Below are 17684 nucleotides of genomic sequence, written 5' to 3' on the forward strand. Positions count from 1 at the left end.
TTTTTAAAACAGCTCTCCCTGTGGTGGCATTTGTTCACCACTTTTATTCTCAGCGGCCAATGCTCGCTCAGCTCTGATTTTTCTTATCATTCTTTGACGGCATAACCGAATTATATTTCGCTGCTCAGTTGGGCTTAATTGTAGCCAACCAAATCTTTCTTCACGACTGCGCATGCAGCCCATGCAATAGCCGCGGTTATCTGTTTGGCAGATCCCGCGACAAGGGCTTTGTATTTGAAAAAATTCTAACTGTTCCATGCTCTGAAGATAGCAGTGTTTGCTGAAAATATGAACGATTTAATGTGTTTTGCAATACAAAAAAGGTGCCGACAAAGGGCACCTCATATCATTTAATGCTAGGTAAATTCAGGTAATCACTGAATTATTTTTTAATACCTTCGATATGAAACTCAAGCTCAACCGTTGCTGATTGTGGCCCTAAGTCCATTGGGATGCCGTAGTCTTTCATCGTGATAGTGGTGGCCCCTTCAAAGCCAGCGCGGTAACCGCCCCATGGGTCTTTACCTTCGCCAACTTTAGTTACGTCAATTACTATGTCTTTGGTTACACCGCGCAGTGTAAATTGGCCATGTAGTTTACCGGTTTGACCATCTGTTGAGTCAAACTTGGTGCTGACAAACTTAGCTTCTGGGAATTTGTCCACTTCTAAGAAATCTTTACCGCGGATATGCTTGTCACGCTCAGCGTGGTTAGAGTTTACGCTCTTCGTGTCGATTGTTACTGCAATCTTAGCCGCGCTTGGGTTTTCTTGGTCATAGCTAAAGTCACCCGAGAAAGTGTCAAAACGACCCACTACCCAACTGTAGCCTAAGTGATTTACTTTAAAGTTGACCGAAGCATGGGCACCACGGGTGTCGATCGCATAGTCTGCGGCTAATGCCGGCGTTGCAGCAGCAAATAAACCAGCCGATAAGATGGCAGCAGTAAGATGTTTTTTCATTATTGTTTCCTTGTTTCTGTAGAGTTCACCGGCTTTAACATCCGGCTGAGGGTAGAGTCTTTATCAATAAAGTGGTGCTTTAAAGCCGCCAGTGCGTGGCCTGCGCTGAGTACGAGTAGGCTCCAAGCTAAAATTTCATGTATATCACCAGCTATTTCTTCCTGCTGGGGTAAACCCGATAGTAGTGCGGGTACATCGAACCAACCAAACACAGAAATAGCGCGCCCGTCTGCGGTGGAGATAAGATAACCAGAAATCATCAGCACAAACAATATGGCGTATAAAGCAAAGTGGCCTAGTTTAGCGATGGTTTTTTCCCAAGTTTGATGATTGGATAAGCCTTTGGGTTTGGGGTTAGTTAGACGCCAAATAATACGAAATACCATTAACGCGAATAAGCAGATACCAAAACTTTTGTGCAACATAGGTGCGGTTTGATACCAGTCAGAGTAGTAACTTAGATCAACCATCCAGTAGCCCAATGCGAATAAGCTGAACACAGCTAACGCAACTAGCCAGTGAATGATGATCGTCACCCATCCATAACCTTGAGTTGAGTTCTTTAACAACGGCTTGTTCCATTTATCAAATAATAACGATTCTAATTTATATCATGGCTGAAATTGTTTTAGAACAAAAGCAGAATATTTGGAGTGAAAGGTTCTAAAAAATAGGATGTTTATTAAGGCCCTTTGGGAACGCCACCGTGTTTCCACTACCTTGTTATGCTAATTTAAAAGGTGCCTACATTCTTGCATTAGCGTGCCTAGTATTGAAAACACGGTGGCGCTCTGAAACATGCATCTTCAAGTTGATTGGCTATATGAGGGGGCTAGTATGAATAAAGTGCTTTTATCATCAGCCGAGCTTACGTACTGATAATAAACAGACCATAATCAATTTTTTTTGCAAAAAATGATTCTCAATTAAAGGTAGAAAAGCAGATTTAGCTGCTATCTTTGATATGCGAGATAACGGTAAGAGGAATTTATGTCTAGGACTTTAAACATTACTAATGGTGATTGCGCAGTTGATGCAATGCGACAAGCTGGCATTATCGGTGATTATCTGCCTTGGCGTGATTTATTACATGAGGGGCCGGTTCCTCATGGTCTTTCTCTTGAAGCCTTATCAGGCGTACGAGCCGAGTATATAGCGCAAATGGGGTGGGGAGATTATGACCAGGTGCTCAGTAGTTTCCGGACCCGTGATCAACAATTACAGCGCCTTAACTATTACAAAAAAATCATTCTTTGGTTTGAGTTTGATCTATACGATCAACTGCAAATGTTGCAGATTTTAGATTGGTTTAACAAGCAGCCACAGCTAACCGTTGAGATCAGCGTTATCTGTGTTGATAAGTATTTATCAGAATGCTCCGCGACCGAGCTGGTTTGTTTGCTCAATGAAGAGCAGCCCTTATGTTATCAAATGTTAGATGTTGCCAGTTATGGTTGGCAGGTGTTTACCCAAGAAAACCCTAAATTGTTATCTTCTTTGTTAAATTTAGACACCAGTGCACTGCCTTACCTTAGTGGTGCAGTAAGGCGCTTGCTACAAGAATACCCTTCTACCTTTAATGGCTTGGGCTTGGCGCAACAAATAGCCTTAAAAAATATTCAGCAAGGTTGTTCGGATCCAAAAGAGCTGTTTAGACTTTATCAAGTTGAAGAAGCAAGGCGATTTATGGCTGATACAGTATTCTTTCAACGTTTATTGTCTTTAAATGCGGCCAGAGTCATTCATTGGCCTAAACCAAGTTGGGAATGTCCGGTTAGTATCACTGAGTTAGGTGAGCAGGTGTTAACGGGTCGTCGCCACTTATTAGATATCATCGAGCTGGATTATTGGGTTGGTGGGGTTCATTTAACCCCTGACAATATTTGGTTATGGGATGATAAACTTGCATCCCTGGCTAGGCGCGGCTTTTCACAGCAACCCAGTTTTTAGTTGAGGTAGTGAATCATCAATTTGAAAGGCTTAAATCTGCTTTTTAAACACTTCTATTTTAAAGTCTAAGTCCAACATGAGCGGTTGACTGCTCAGTTGTTGCTTTTGCGTTGCCGTTAACTTGTAAGCAAAAGGCGTCATTTCTAGCAAATTAGCGATGTCTTGGCTTTGCGTTAATGTCACGGGGTAGGTTAGTTGAACTTGCTCTACTACTATAAACCCTTCTATTTCTGATGGCGCCTCACGGTGAGGCTTTGGTGTATCGTAAATAGCTTGCTTTAACTGGAATAAATGCCTTGGTCCTGGACTGACACTGATAATACAGCCGTCATTTTTTAATACTCGTTGTAATTCATTGGCATCAGATGGAGCATAAATACGAGTAATGCAGTCAAATTGCTGCGCGGCAAAAGGCAAGTCAAAGGCACTGGCGATGCAAAATTGAATCGATTTAGCGCGTTTGGCGGCATAGCGGATCGCAGTTTTTGATATATCCAGACCATGCCAATTTATATTGGGATTCGCGTTTACGGCGAAATATTGGCTGTAATATCCCTCACCACAGCCCAGATCGAGGGCCTGAATATTCTCTTGCTGGGCGGCGCTTTGCTGATTGATTAAGTCTGCTACTTGCTTTGCTAAAGGTTGGTAGAAACCGTTATTTAAGAAATCACGACGTGCCTGCATCATTGCTTTATTGTCGCCAGGGTCAATGGAATTCTTTTTCTGCACCGGTAATAAATTTAAATACCCTTCTTTGGCAAAATCAAAACAGTGATTTTGCGGGCAACGTGCGCTGCTATGTTCGCGAGAAAGGGGAGCTTGGCATAACGGGCAAATAAAGAGCATTAAATTGACCTAGTTAAATCGGCATATTATAAAGATTTTTGCCCCTTAAGCCAGTGGTTCCTATTGTTGCTAGGCACTACGTTGAGGGCCAGAAAGGCAGTATAAAGGAGTGACTGAACGAGCAATAATGTTATGATTAGACTTTACTTTCTCACTTGCTAGGCTGTTTTATGGCAACTATTTGGTATTTAGAATCCTTACATCCTGATGAGCTGAAATCAAAGCCAGCTCCTGCTGACTTACCTTTAAATTTAGTTGAGGTAGAGGTCGCAGAATATCAATACAATCGTTTTTTATACCAGCTAGTCGGGGCCGCATGGCAGTGGACTGATAAGTTAAACTGGAGTGACTCCGATTGGCGCAAACATGTTGAGTCGGGCCAGTTAAGAACTTGGGTTTTATATTATTCGGGCGCTCCTGCGGGATATTTTGAGTTGCATAAAGAGGAGGAAGACGTTGAAATTCGATATTTTGGCCTTTCACCACGATTTATTGGTAAAGGCATAGGTGGTTATCTACTCAGTGAGGCGATTGCTCAGGCTTGGGCTTGGCAGGCGCAAAGAGTATGGGTCCACACTTGCGATTCAGACCATCCTGGAGCATTGAAAAATTATCAAGCGCGCGGCCTAGCCTTATATAAAACCGATATCGAGCCCTAAATGCTAAGCTAGGCAGCGTTTACGTATGATGAAGAATAAGGATATTCAATTGTTACGTTTAGTTGTGTTATTACTGATAGTTAGTTTTAGTTTCGTTAGCTTGTTGGCGCAAGCTAAATACAGCGAATTTATGCCTGTGGGCGATCCAGATCAAGCGACCCCTGCGCAAGTTGAGGGGGACGGGTTTGTTAGTTTACAGAAAGTTGTTCGGTCGTCTCCTTTTGTCGCCAGAATTAATTTCGTTGGCGATGAAAACCTAGCAATGGAAATGATGTTTGCGTTAGTCGAGAGTGCATCAGGTAAGGTGACTTGGTTGCAGCAACGTCGTACTAATCAGTATATGTTCGAGGTATTCCATCCTACTTTAGCTTTTGATACACAGCGTTATCAGCTAAAGGCTTACCGAGTGATTAGGCCGATTTTGCTTGCCAATTTGACCGAGCAAACGAGTACAGATAGCCCCCCTTCAGCAGCGCCAGTGGTGTCGACGAATACTAAATGTCAGATAACGAGAGCGCCACAACAAACGTTTTGGCAGCTGGCTAAACGGTTTTCTCAGCAGCAACAAATGAACATTTATGACGCCATACTCAGTCTCTATTACAGTAACTTGTCTGCTTTTTCGGGCCATAACATTCAGCGATTAGTTGGCACATCACTAGCTTGCCCAACTGAGGAACAACGTAAATGGTGGGCCGGAAAGGGCCGTTCAGCGACTATTTACCAAGCCTTATTAGAAGGTGAACCTTATAATAAGGTGATAGAGCTTAATGATATTCCTCAATGATTTACTAAGCTAACAAGAAGTAACTAGGGTCTGTTGATCTTCGTGATTGTTTTTGCAGCGAATTGTTGGGTATTTATACAAAACGTTCGTTGTGGCCAGCACCTTTGTGGCATAGTGAACTATGCGAAAAGGCGCTAACGTAGTAGAAATGGCCAACAAACGCTGTCCTACGGATTCGGCTAAAAGCGTTTTGTCCATCGTTGAGCAGTATTTACTTAGAATGCTAAGCTACACACTGCTCGCCTTGCTCAAAACGCTTTTATCTCGAACAAAAATTAACCAGCAAAGTTCAACAGACCCTAGGGTTTTATTCGGGGTAATTATGTCTATCATTTTACAAGAATTACAAAAACACATTAAGGTTGAGTTGGCTATTATTGATAGCTTAATAAGTGAAAGCCCTAAGGATGCGCTAGCTCGAGTTGTTTCATTAGTTGAAGATATGCGCCAAACCCGAGACGATCAGGGCTATGTCGCGGTCTTACTAAAAATGGCTGAAGTATATTGGCATACTATGGATTATCAGGCTGGGCTAAGGGTTTGTAGCCGTGTCGAATCACTTCTCACACCAGAGTTAGAGTTTCAGTTTTTAACTCAACTGCAGCACCGAATTGCTACCTTAAATTGGGGGCTAGCGCGCTATCGCTCGGCGCAACACTATTGGAATCAAGCGCTAGAAAAGTCGATTTTACATAATGAATTTGAGTTACAGCTGGAAGCGTTAATTGGCTTGGGCAATGTGTGGCGTATTACGGGAAATTTGGCCCAATCCGAATCTGCTTTACAATTTGCCCTCGATGCTTCCATTTTACGAGACTATAAATGGATTGCGGGAAAATCTTCTATATTGCTGGCATGGTCTTTGTTTTTGCAGAAAAAATATGTCGAAATGCTACCAATTTTAGCGCGCTGTAATGAATTTTTAGCAGATTGCCCCGATCAAACATGGCATGCAGAAATACATGACTTTAGGGGGTTAGCTTTACTTTATTCTGGTCATCCAGAGGAAGCAGGAAGCGAAATTAAGCAAGCTTTACAAATCGCGACAGAAAATAATTTGGCTTGGATGTCTGCCCATGCCTCTGTTTCAAGTGCGAGGGTGGCGAAAAAACAAGGCCAGCTTAGTCAAGCTAATGATTATCTGGAAGCTGCTGAGCGGCTAGCGCAAGGTTTTGACCAAGGTGAATTACTGTCTCAGATTTGTCTGGAACGTACTGAGATTTGTCGACGCTTGGGCCAAGATAAAGAAGCCTTACAACATTACCGAGATTATCGACGTTATGATCTTAATTTAATTAGAGAGCAGTCGCTGTCAAAAGGCAGTGATGAGTTTCTGTCTTCAAGGGGTCAACTAGATCTGCGCTCGAAGCAGCTAATAAAGAGAATGAATGTCGGGGACTTTGTTAGTCAAATTCAACACTACCCGCAAATGCGGCAACGTGGCGCTTGGCTATTTAGTTGTCGAACTCGATTGGATGAGCCTGATTTAGTGGTGTTTGAGATCGAATTTGCCAGTGAGCAACAGTGTGATCATGCTGTGCCTTTGTTGCATAGTTTGTTACAAGAAACGGATCGAGGGGTGATTTGGGGCATGCAAAGCATTGCGCTTTTAATGGCTGCCAATTTGTCTGAGCGAGAGTCGTTACGCCTGCATATCGAGCAATTGCTTGTTGCATACCCTTGGTGGCGAACTGTCAAAGCTGAAGTTGCTGCCACTGTTACTATGTTTAATGTATCTGATTTTCTGAGCTTGGCCGCATCAACACAAGGGGGTGAGCAATGACTTGTTCAATGAGCGCGCTCAGCCAAGCTAGCCAAGCATTGGCAGAGGGTGATAAGGCTAGAGCCATCGCGCTTTGTCAGCAATATATAGATGAAAACGCCGACGATGCGAAAAAGAGTTCATTAGGGCTACGGACTTTATCGGACATTTACTATGGCTCTGGAAAAATTGAAACAGCTATTCACCTATTGGAAACCGCACAAGCCAAGCTAATCAATTCTGTAGAACAGGGCGAGCTGCTGGTGGTACAGAATCATTTAGCTCAGCGCTATGCCGATGATATTCGCTTTGAAGACGCTATGAATACTTGGCTGGCCATGTCTGCTGAAGCAGCAAACATGGGCGATATTGATCATTTTGTGGAAGGCTTGATCGGCGTTGCTCAGTTACTTGAAGTAGTGAGTGATCATCAGCGCGCTTTACAATTTTATAATAAGGGCAGAGATCATTATGAGGGCATTCAATCAAAACAGTTAAAACTAAGAATTAACCTATGTGAAGTATCATGTTTGATTGCGCTTACTTTGTATGAAGATGCGCGTCAGTTGCTGACTGAGTGTGAAACCCAAGCGTTGTTAGATGGCCAATTTGCGGATGCATATATGGCGGAACTATTTGTTTACCACAGCCAAATTTGTCGTGGCATGGGGCAAGTCGATATCGCAATAAATTTACTAGAGAAAGCCAAAACTTCCAGTGACCGACACAAACTCAAATGGATTAGTAATAAAATTTCGCTTGAGCTAGGGCTTTGTTATAGCTTGATTGGACGAGCAAATGAAGCCATCTTATTGCTTAAGCAAACGTTAATTGATATCGGTGATTTGAGTTTGCCGATGCTTAAATGCGAATTATATGAAGCCTTAAGCCTCGCTTATGATGAAAATGGTGAATATCAACAAGCGCTTACCTGTGAAAAACAGGCTCATGCTATTGCCATAGAGCTGTTAAGTAAGGTGCCGGTTAGTGAACTAGGATTACATTGTTTACGCCGTTTTAAACGTTGGGAACCGAAACTGGATTTTGAGAAAACACGTTTAGAAAACGCGGCGTTGAAAAACCAAGCCTTAAGCCAGCAAGAGGTGGTGAGTCAGCTTGAAAAAGACGTTTATATTGACCCGTTAACGCGATTATACAATCGTCGTTGGTTGGATGTTACTTTTAGCGAGCGAAAAGGTGCTTACGCGATCTTAGTCGCAGACGCGGATCATTTTAAATCGGTTAACGATAAGTTTAGCCATCAAGTCGGTGATACCGTCTTGCAAGAATTAGCGCTTATTCTGCAACAAAGCGTACGCTCAGGTGATTTTGTTGCTCGCTACGGTGGAGAAGAATTCGTTATTCTATTGACGGAAACAGAAGCCGACAAAGTTGTAAGTACAGCCGATAGGATCCGTAATCAAGTAGAGCTGTATCATTGGCAAAACATCATGCTGGATAGGAAAATGACGATAAGTATAGGCATTGCCATAAAAAGTGAGCAAGAGACGGTTGATGTGGCATTTGAGCGTGCTGATAAAGCGTTATACCAATCAAAACACGATGGTCGTAACCGCGTTACCTTTGGTAAACAACCAAAAAATTGAGTAGGTAAAAAAAATGGGACCGCAGAAGGGTGGGCCCCATATGACAAAAGGATGCAAAGGGTTGAGTGATTAAACGAATAAAAAATCCGCTCTCTCCAGTACTTTATAATCATTACTTGATTTCGGTTCAACTCGCTAATAACAGCTAAAAACATCGGAAAAGCCGCGGGTAACTCATTGTTTGTAATGAATGCAAATATACTGCTTTGTCTTTATTGAGTTTTTTAACAATCGAAGTATTAAGCATAGGCTAATATTCGGAGACATTGCTGGGCTAAGGTTAGTTTTATTTTTCACAGCACTTAGCACCTTGTTGTTACATTACGCTATATTCTGAATGAAAATTCTTATAAACTGCTCGTTTTTGTTACTCTATAACATTGATGAGCATGCCTTCTATTCTATCTCGACTGCCCCGATTTCATTTGATGGCCATTTTCATAGTGGTTGTTATCTTTGTTGCTGTGTTTATTGCTTGGCCAAGTGGCGATGCGCCACCCAAGGCTGATGGTGTCGTTAGACCTCTTGAGCTCGATATGGACCGTATATTAAAGCAACAAACGGACATGGTTGCGCAAGATCCTAATGAAGTAATAAAAGCCCATGCTGAATTCCCTGATATGTCTGGCGTGTCAGAGCATTTTGTTACGCTACAACCGGGCGATACGGTCGGCAAATATTTAAGTGAGCTAAATGTTTATAGTGCATTACCTGAATTGTTAGTGGCGGATGAAAAAGATCTGCGTTTAGGTAATGTGATGCCAGGGCAAACCCTCAACATTACCTTGGATGCAAAAGGCCGTTTATCTAAGTTAGATCTTGGTATCGACATTGCTAACAAGCTGACTTTTACCGCGACCGAGGATGGTTTCAGTGCCGAGCTATTTACTGACCCTGGTGAATGGTCTGAACGGGTGATTGCGGGTGATATTCATGGTTCATTTAATATTAGTGCGAATAAAAATTCTCTCAGCATGAGCAGTATTACTCACATTGCAAAATTACTTGAAAACCGACTTAAGTTTAGAAACTTGCGCGCGGGCGACAAATATTACGTATTGGTTAACGAGCAACGTGTGAAAGGAGAGTTTTACCAAGATGAAGTATTAGGTGTAATAATTAAGAGCCGTAATACCACTTATAGTGCTTTTTTACATGATGATGGCAACTATTATGATCAGGCCGGTAGTGGTTTAAATAAGGCTTATCGTAAAAGTCCTCTCAATGGTAAGTTTCGCTTGAGCTCGCATTTTAACTTAAAACGTAAGCATCCGGTGACGGGTAAAATTCGTCCGCACTATGGCACGGACTGGGCGACACCTATTGGCACGCCAGTTTACTCTATTGGTGACGGTGTGGTTGAACGGGTTGAAAACCACCCCTTTGCCGGAAAATACCTAGTATTGAAGCATGGCCGTAAATACACCACTCGCTACCTACACTTAAGCAAAATTTTAGTGCGTAAAGGTGAGCGTGTTTCGATGGGACAAATGGTAGCGAAAACGGGGAATACAGGACGCTCAACGGGAGCACACTTGCATTTCGAGTTTCATATCAACGGTCGTCAAGTTAACCCATTGAATGTAAAACTGCCTTTCGCGACAGAAATGACGAACAAGAGATTGCAAGACTTCAAACGTAATGTCGCTGCAATGAAGAAAAAAATGGGCGCTTAAAATACCTTTGAGTGCCTGAGGTGGCATCTAATTGTCGCTGGTAAGGGCATCATTTTACTGGCCCAATTGTTATTTATTTGTAATTTAATGCAAATTTTAGCCGCTAAATAGATCTCACCTGTAACATATCTTATACCTCTTTAGGGATGTTTAAATAGCCAGTTGATTTATATCAACTGGCTATTTTTTATTATTACTACATTGCAGCCATAAGCAGAAAATATTGAGGCAGCAATGGACAAAATGAGACTGGCAGTTATCGGCAATGGCATGGTGGGACACCGTGTTATTGAAGAGTTAATCGAAAAATCCCCGCAATCCCAATTTGATATCACTGTGTTGTGTGAAGAGCCACGCGTGGCTTACGACCGCGTGCATTTGTCGTCTTATTTTTCTCACCATACAGCAGAAGAGCTTTCGTTGGTAAAAGAAGGTTTTTATGAAAAGCATCAAGTTAAGGTGTTAATTGGCGAGCGTGCCATTACCATTAACCGCGCCGAAAAAGTCATTCATACACAAACGGGGCGTGCGGTTTATTACGATAAACTAGTTATGGCAACGGGCTCGTACCCGTTTGTGCCACCGATCAAAGGCAACGAAAGCAAAGACTGTTTTGTCTATCGCACCATTGAAGATTTGAACGCTATTGAAGCCTGTGCCCGTCGCAGCAAAAGCGGTGTAGTAGTGGGTGGGGGGTTACTTGGCCTGGAAGCCGCTGGCGCTTTAAAAGCATTGGGCATCCAAGCTCATGTGATTGAATTTGCGCCTGTATTAATGGCAGAGCAGCTGGATGAGCAAGGCGGCAAGATGCTGCGCCGTAAAATTGAAAGCCTAGGCGTACAAGTTCACACCAGTAAAAATACCTTAGAAATTATTCCTCAGGGCACGACCGCCCGTAATACCTTGAAGTTTGCCGATGGTACTGAGTTAGAAGTGGATTTTATCGTGTTCAGTACCGGTATTCGGCCGCAAGACAAGCTGGCGAAACAGTGTGGCCTTGCCACTGGTCGCCGTGGCGGTATTGTGATTGATGATCAGTGTATTACCTCTGATCCTGATGTATTTGCAATTGGTGAGTGTGCTTCATGGCAAGAGCAATTCTTCGGCTTAGTGGCACCAGGCTACAAAATGGCGCAAGTCACCGCCGATACCTTGTTAGGTAACGACAACCAGTTTGCTGGTGCTGACATGAGCGCCAAACTTAAATTACTGGGGGTCGATGTCGGCAGTATAGGTGATGCCAATGGTCGTACACCGGGTTGTCGCAGTTATGTCTACAGTGATGAAAGCCAAGATCTGTACAAACGAATTATTGTCTCGAAAGATGGTAAAAAGCTGTTGGGTGCGGTGCTGGTGGGTGATGCTTCTGATTACGGCACCTTATTACAATACAAGCTTAATGATATCGAATTACCTGAACACCCAGATAGCCTAATTTTACCGTCTCGCGATGGCTGTGGTGGTGCTAAGTTAGGTGCGGATGCCCTGCCAGAGAGTGCGCAAATTTGTTCTTGTTTTGATGTTAGTAAAGGTCATATCGCGGCCGCGGTGGCTGACGGCCATACCACTATGTCAGCAATTAAAGAAGTGACCAAAGCAGGTACAGGTTGTGGCGGTTGTTTACCACTTATTTCACAAGTGCTGAACGCTGAATTAGCCAAACAAGGTATTGAAGTTAAAAATCATTTATGCGAACACTTTGAATATTCGCGCCAAGAGCTATACCACCTAATCAAAATTGAAGGGATTAAAACCTTTACTGAGCTGCTGGCTAAATACGGTAAGGGCTACGGCTGTGAAGTCTGTAAGCCGACAATTGGCTCGTTGTTGGCATCATGCTGGAACGAGTATGTGCTAACGCCAGAGCATAATGGTTTACAAGACACCAATGATATCTTCTTGGGCAATATGCAAAAAGACGGCACCTACTCGGTGATCCCACGGATGTCAGCTGGTGAAGTGACACCAAAAGCCTTATCTGTACTGGCGCAAGTCGCGCAAGATTACGATTTATATACCAAGGTAACAGGCGCACAACGCATTGGCTTATTTGGTGCCCGTAAAGAAGACTTACCGGCCATTTGGCAAACTTTACTCGATGCAGGCTTTGAAACTGGCCAAGCTTACGCCAAAGCATTGCGGATGGTGAAAACCTGTGTCGGTAGCACTTGGTGTCGTTTTGGTGTGCAAGACAGTGTTGGCCTCGGAGCGCTACTTGAAAACCGTTACAAGGGCATTCGCACCCCGCACAAGATGAAATTTGGCGTGTCTGGCTGCACCCGTGAGTGCGCCGAAGCACAAGGTAAAGATCTTGGTATCATCGCCACCGATTCGGGCTGGAACATGTATGTGTGTGGTAATGGCGGTATGAAACCACAGCATGCGGTGTTATTGGCATCTGATCTCGATCAAACCACCTTATTGCAATACGTTGACCGCTTCATGATGTTCTATGTGCGCACCGCCGACAAGCTTACCCGTACTTCGGTGTGGCTGAATAATTTAGAAGGTGGCATTGATTACCTGCGTGATGTCATCGTTCATGACAAGTTAGAAATTAATCAACAGCTTGAAGCCGATATGAGCAAGCTAATAGCGAGTTATGAATGTGAATGGGCAAAAACATTATCGGATAAAGATCAGCTAGCTCGTTTCGCACACTTTATTAACTCAGATTTAAGTGATGACAATGTGCAGTTTGTGCCAGAGCGTGGCCAAAAACGCCCCGCCTTTATTACCGAAAAAGTACCAACTTACCGTATTCAGCTGGATAACGCATTAGAGGAAGAAACTGTATGAGTAAGAATAACAAATGGTTCAGCGTGTGTGAGTTAAGCAAAATCTATCCTGCCACGGGGGTATGTGCTCTCGTCAATGATAAACAGGTGGCATTGTTTCGCCCTTATAACGATGAGCAAATTTTCGCCCTAAACAATATGGATCCGTTTGGTCAGGCGAATGTGCTATCACGTGGCGTTATTTGTCAGCATGGCGATGCGTTGTGGGTGGCATCGCCATTAAAGAAACAGCGTTTTAACTTGACTGATGGATCATGTTTAGAGAATGCGGAAATAGCCGTTCCAGCCTATCAAACTCGGGTTAAAAACGGGGTGGTTGAGGTGCTGGCATAGCCAAAAGCTGACATAACCACAGGGCTTTCCGGTTTTACTAGCACTGTGCTGGTGGTTTGAAAGCCTTACATTATGTCATTTTTTTTAATTATTAGCGCAAGGATGATTTATGTCATACGTTAAACCTGCTGAATTTGTACAAACCATGATAGATGCTGGCGAAAGCAAAGTGTTTATGTCAACGCGCGACACCATTATTCGCGGCACCATGGCGGGGGCTATTTTAGCCATTGCTGTTGCTGTTGCGATTACTACCGCCGTGCAAACCGGCATTCCTATTACTGGGGCACTGGTGTTTCCCGTTGGTTTTGTGATTTTGAATCTAATGGGCTTTGACTTATTAACTGGTGTATTTGCGTTAGCGCCGTTGGCCTTATTTGAACAGCGCCCTGGTGTGACTAAGGCCGGTGTTTTACGCAACTGGTTACTGGTGGCGTTGGGTAACTTGATTGGCGCAGTCAGTGTGGCTTTTTTAGTCGCGTTAACTTTTACCATGAATTTCAGCATGGATCCCGGTGCAGTGGGGCAAGCGTTTATTAAAGCCTCAACTGCCCGCTCATTAGGTTTTGCGGAACACGGCTTAAACGGTTGGATCACTGTCTTCGTGAAGGGGATTTTATGTAACTGGATGGTGTGCTTAGGGGTCGTGGGGGCCATGGTATCAAAATCGGTCAGTGGCAAAGTGTTGGCTATGTGGTTTCCTATTTTTATCTTTTTCGGTTTAGTATTTGAGCATGCCGTGGTGAATATGTATTTGTTCCCATTAGGAATGATGTTAGGCGCTGAATTTACCATTGTGGATTGGTTAGTTTGGAACCAAATTCCAGTAACCTTAGGCAACTTAGTGGGCGGTCTAGTGTTTACCGGTTTAGCGTTATACGCCACTCATGGTAAAACGCTGCCTGCTCGTAATCTGTAGTTTAAAGAACTGACAGCAACAAAAAGGCGCCGAGGCTGTTGCCTTAGCGCCTTTTATTTTGTTGCAGCAGAGCCTAAGAGGCGATGCGTTCGACTTTTTGCAACCAGCCTTCAGGGGCTTGGACATAGCCTTTTTGCATGTCGGTATACAATTTGTAAATGCGTTGCACATGCTCACCAACCTCACCATTACCAACAGTAACAACGCGGCCATCTTCAAAAATATAAGAGCCAACGGCAGAGACTACGGCAGCGGTGCCAAAACCACCTGCTTCAATAATTTCACCTGACTCTATATCAGCAATAAACTGATCTAACATGATGGTTTCTTGGCGCACCTCACAACCCAATTGCTCGCCTAATTCCATGATGGATTGCGAAGTGATGGATTTTAAAATTGTGTCGGTAAAGGTCGGGATGATCACGGTACCATCTTTCAGAATATGGAAGTGATTCATTGCGCCAGCTTCTTCAATTTGCTGATTATTGGCATCCAAATACAGCACTTGGGATGCGCCAAATTCAGCAGCTGCCTGGCCTGCTCGCAACGATGCCGCATAGTTTCCTGCTGCTTTTGATGCCCCAGTGCCACCTGAAACTGCGCGATGGAATGTTTTACTGATCAGCAATCGTATGCCCTTGTTAACACCTGCAGCGTAGTAAGCACCACTTGGGCTTAACACTACGCAGAAAGTGTAGCTTTTGCTGGCGCCAATGGAGAGACGGTCTTCTGTGGCAAAAATAAATGGACGAATATACAAACATGCGCCTTGCTGCATTGGAAACCACAAGCGATCAACGTCGATTAAGGCATTAATGGCATCAATTTGCATTTGTTCATCGAGATGAGGAATGCAAAGGATATCGGCAGAGCGATTCATTCGCTCGGCATTTTTATTGATGCGAAATGTGTAAATTTCACCATCTTCATGCATGAAGGCCTTGGCCCCTTCAAAAATTGATTGGCCATAATGCAGCGCCATTGCTCCTGGCGCCATTTCAAATGGCCCGTAAGGCACAATGCGTGGATCACGCCACTCGCCGTCTCGGTAATCCATGAGAAACATATGCTCGGTTCTGAGGTTACCAAAGCCAACATTTTCATCTGGCTTAAATGGTTCGGTGCGGCGCTCCGACGCCGATTTTAAGTTGTAAGTTATTTCCATCACAGACCACCTTGATTAGAGAGATAAGCAGACTAGGTAGCGATGAGAATAATGTCAAGAGGTTGCACACTTTGTCTTATTCAAAAGGTCTTAAGTCGATAATTATTGTTCTATCCATAGCGCTTTCATCTGTAAACTCACATTTTTCTACTATCTTGATTTTTATGTTGGTAGGTGTGTTGTTGCATGGTTTAAGGTGTAATTTTTGTTCGTATAGCTGCGTATGAAGGAAAAATGATGCTTAGTTCGTTAAAAGCAAAAATGGTGACGATGGTGCTACTTGTGTTATTGGCGACTGTCGGAGTTTTGATTTCAGTAAGCTACTTTAAGGCGGCGACCCAGAAGTTAGCATCTATTGAAAATGAAAGCCACAACCAGCTATCGGCTTACGCATTTGGTATTGCGAACTGGTTAGACAGTAAGCGCAGTGCGATTAAAGGTATGCAATTAGCCGCGGAGCGCATGCCTCCCGACAGAGTCTATTCTCACCTACAACAAACGTTGCTATCGGGTGATTTTATCCTGACCTACTATGGCACGGAACAAGGAGAGATGTTCCGAAATGATCCAAAATTAACCAGCCCTGAAGGATTTGATCCGAGAACACGCAGTTGGTACAAGTCTGCAAAATCGACAAATGATGTTGTTATTAGCAAGCCATTTGTTAGTGTTACGGCGCAAAAAACAGTGGTGGCGGTGGCCACATCAGTGAAAATTGATGGGAAGTTCTACGGTGTGGTAGGGGCTAATTTGGCCTTGGATAAATTATCACAAGATGTAGCAAAAATACCAATGATAGGTGACAGTCAAGCAATCTTGGTGGACGGCTCCGGTCTGATTATTGCGTATCAGGATCATCAGTATAATTTGAAGCAACTAAGTGATGTATCGAATAATTTAACCCATAGTTTAGTGAGCGAACTGTCTCAAACTAATAATGTGGCGGAGCTAGAAGTTCAGGGTATGCAAAGTTTAGTTTTAGCTCGTAAAGTACCCAATACAGATTGGTATCTAGTGTCGGTGCTAGATAAATCCCCCTTACTTGCACCATTAACGCGTTTACTCTATGAGCAAATCGGCATGGGTGTGATAACGCTTATTCTCGTTGCGTTAATTGTTTCTCTAGTTGTTGGTCGTTTGCTTAAAGAACTGATTGATGTGTCAAATGCGTTGGCTGATATTGCTAATGGCGAGGGCGATTTAACTGCTCGAATTAATACTAAGAGCCAAGATGAAGTAGGTAGGCTAGGCGTTAATTTCAATGCTTTTGTAGAGCGGATCCATGTGATGGTGAAAAAATTATCGCAAGTGACTCACGCGCTTAATGAACGCGCCGTTTCAACTGCTAATGTTTCTGAACAAACGCCCATGCGACTAACTCATCAGCAAGATGAGATAACTCAGGTGGCTACAGCGGTAACGGAAATGGTTTCCGCGACAATGCAAATCGCGAGTAATGCTGATAGTGCTGCAGAAAGTGCTAATTTATCAGTTCAACTCAGTCGAACAGGCTTAAACCAAATGGAAAAAAGCCAACATTCTATTCTTGCCTTATCTGAAGAGGTGAATACCTCGGTTGCGATTATTGGAGAGTTAGATCAGCACGCTAAGGAGATTAGTAGTATTATTTCGACCATTAGTGATATTGCTGAGCAAACTAATTTGTTGGCGTTAAATGCTGCCATTGAGGCCGCCAGAGCGGGTGAGCAGGGCCGAGGGTTTGCTGTGGTTGCAGATGAAGTTCGGATATTGTCTCAGCGTACCCATAAATCTACCAATGAAATTCAAGCCATGATAGAAGCATTACAGCAATCTACAGAGCAGGCTGTTTCTGTGATGAAAGGTAGCTATGGCATGTCGCAACAGAGTGTCGATGATGTCAACTTAGCAGGTGAGAGCCTAAGAAATATTAGCCTTTCAATCACTGAAATCAGTGATATGGCAACGCAGATAGCTACTGCGGCGGAAGAGCAAGCAAAAGTGACGGAAGAAATTAGTCGCAACACAGAAGCTGCACGTGAAGTGTCTTACTCGTTAGCAGATAATGCCAAAATGAGGTGGAGCAAGCACTATCGCTTAAGGAGCTGGCCAGCACTATTGAGCTTTCGGTGGGAAGGTTTAAAGTTTAATTAACCCAAGTTCTGGATAAGTAAAATATACTTTATTCACTCGTAATAGACTTAAGCAAAACCGAAGTTAATTAGTATGGCTTTTTCGG

The 17684-nt window shown here is 43.5% G+C and carries 15 protein-coding genes; 10 read left to right on the forward strand and 5 right to left on the reverse strand.

Annotation, left to right across the window (positions count from 1 at the left end; translation table 11 throughout):
- Nucleotides 1–3: 3 nt before the first annotated feature.
- The 3 genes from K1M91_RS09925 to K1M91_RS09935 all read right to left on the reverse strand — a co-directional run bounded on the left by K1M91_RS09925 (nt 4) and on the right by K1M91_RS09935 (nt 1530).
- The gene (locus K1M91_RS09925; protein ID WP_232801597.1) at nt 4–258 is read right to left on the reverse strand and encodes a DUF1289 domain-containing protein; all 255 of its coding nucleotides are present in this window, start codon (nt 256–258) and stop codon (nt 4–6) included.
- A gap of 124 nt (nt 259–382) precedes the next feature.
- Complete coding sequence (locus tag K1M91_RS09930) at nt 383–961, reverse strand: YceI family protein (RefSeq protein WP_232801598.1); 579 nt, start codon at nt 959–961, stop codon at nt 383–385.
- Nucleotides 961–1530 carry a cytochrome b gene (locus K1M91_RS09935; protein WP_232801599.1) on the reverse strand — a complete coding sequence of 190 codons (570 nt, stop codon included), beginning with the start codon at nt 1528–1530 and terminating at the stop codon, nt 961–963. Before K1M91_RS09935 ends, K1M91_RS09930 begins: the two co-directional genes overlap by 1 nt.
- Before the next feature lie 421 nt (nt 1531–1951).
- Here K1M91_RS09935 and K1M91_RS09940 point away from each other — a divergent pair, with 421 nt between their 5' ends.
- Entirely contained in the window at nt 1952–2911 is a 960-nt protein-coding gene (locus K1M91_RS09940; protein WP_232801600.1) for a hypothetical protein, read from the forward strand.
- 30 nt (nt 2912–2941) lie between these two features.
- On the opposite strand, the gene rlmA is transcribed toward K1M91_RS09940, so the two are convergent.
- Nucleotides 2942–3760 carry a 23S rRNA (guanine(745)-N(1))-methyltransferase gene (gene rlmA / locus K1M91_RS09945; RefSeq protein WP_232801601.1) on the reverse strand — a complete coding sequence of 273 codons (819 nt, stop codon included), beginning with the start codon at nt 3758–3760 and terminating at the stop codon, nt 2942–2944.
- A gap of 170 nt (nt 3761–3930) precedes the next feature.
- Between rlmA and K1M91_RS09950 the strand changes: the two genes are divergently transcribed.
- From K1M91_RS09950 to K1M91_RS09985, 8 genes are all read left to right on the forward strand, one after another.
- The gene (locus tag K1M91_RS09950) at nt 3931–4419 is read left to right on the forward strand and encodes a GNAT family N-acetyltransferase (protein WP_232801602.1); all 489 of its coding nucleotides are present in this window, start codon (nt 3931–3933) and stop codon (nt 4417–4419) included.
- Nucleotides 4420–4444: 25 nt separating this feature from the next.
- The gene (locus tag K1M91_RS09955) at nt 4445–5206 is read left to right on the forward strand and encodes a hypothetical protein (RefSeq protein ID WP_232801603.1); all 762 of its coding nucleotides are present in this window, start codon (nt 4445–4447) and stop codon (nt 5204–5206) included.
- A gap of 322 nt (nt 5207–5528) precedes the next feature.
- A complete protein-coding gene (locus K1M91_RS09960) occupies nt 5529–6989 on the forward strand; it encodes a hypothetical protein (RefSeq protein WP_232801604.1) in 1461 nt (486 codons plus the stop codon).
- A complete protein-coding gene (locus K1M91_RS09965) occupies nt 6986–8575 on the forward strand; it encodes a GGDEF domain-containing protein (protein WP_232801605.1) in 1590 nt (529 codons plus the stop codon). The genes K1M91_RS09960 and K1M91_RS09965 overlap by 4 nt, the downstream gene beginning before the upstream one ends.
- A 389-nt stretch (nt 8576–8964) precedes the next feature.
- Nucleotides 8965–10251: a peptidoglycan DD-metalloendopeptidase family protein gene (locus K1M91_RS09970; protein ID WP_232801606.1), complete on the forward strand. Its 1287-nt coding sequence runs from the start codon at nt 8965–8967 to the stop codon at nt 10249–10251.
- A gap of 234 nt (nt 10252–10485) precedes the next feature.
- Nucleotides 10486–13050, forward strand: a complete 2565-nt coding sequence (gene nirB / locus K1M91_RS09975) for a nitrite reductase large subunit NirB (protein ID WP_232801607.1) — start codon at nt 10486–10488, stop codon at nt 13048–13050.
- Nucleotides 13047–13382 carry a nitrite reductase small subunit NirD gene (gene nirD, locus K1M91_RS09980; RefSeq protein ID WP_232801608.1) on the forward strand — a complete coding sequence of 112 codons (336 nt, stop codon included), beginning with the start codon at nt 13047–13049 and terminating at the stop codon, nt 13380–13382. The genes nirB and nirD overlap by 4 nt, the downstream gene beginning before the upstream one ends.
- Nucleotides 13383–13491: 109 nt before the next feature.
- Nucleotides 13492–14301 carry a formate/nitrite transporter family protein gene (locus K1M91_RS09985; RefSeq protein WP_232801609.1) on the forward strand — a complete coding sequence of 270 codons (810 nt, stop codon included), beginning with the start codon at nt 13492–13494 and terminating at the stop codon, nt 14299–14301.
- A gap of 73 nt (nt 14302–14374) precedes the next feature.
- On the opposite strand, the gene K1M91_RS09990 is transcribed toward K1M91_RS09985, so the two are convergent.
- Nucleotides 14375–15466 carry a branched-chain amino acid aminotransferase gene (locus tag K1M91_RS09990; RefSeq protein WP_232801610.1) on the reverse strand — a complete coding sequence of 364 codons (1092 nt, stop codon included), beginning with the start codon at nt 15464–15466 and terminating at the stop codon, nt 14375–14377.
- 237 nt (nt 15467–15703) lie between these two features.
- On the opposite strand from K1M91_RS09990, the gene K1M91_RS09995 reads away from it, so the two are divergent.
- Entirely contained in the window at nt 15704–17599 is a 1896-nt protein-coding gene (locus K1M91_RS09995; RefSeq protein ID WP_232801611.1) for a methyl-accepting chemotaxis protein, read from the forward strand.
- Nucleotides 17600–17684: the final 85 nt, after the last annotated feature.

Source organism: Motilimonas sp. E26, assembly GCF_021278025.1.
GTDB lineage: Bacteria > Pseudomonadota > Gammaproteobacteria > Enterobacterales > CBDFNC01 > Motilimonas.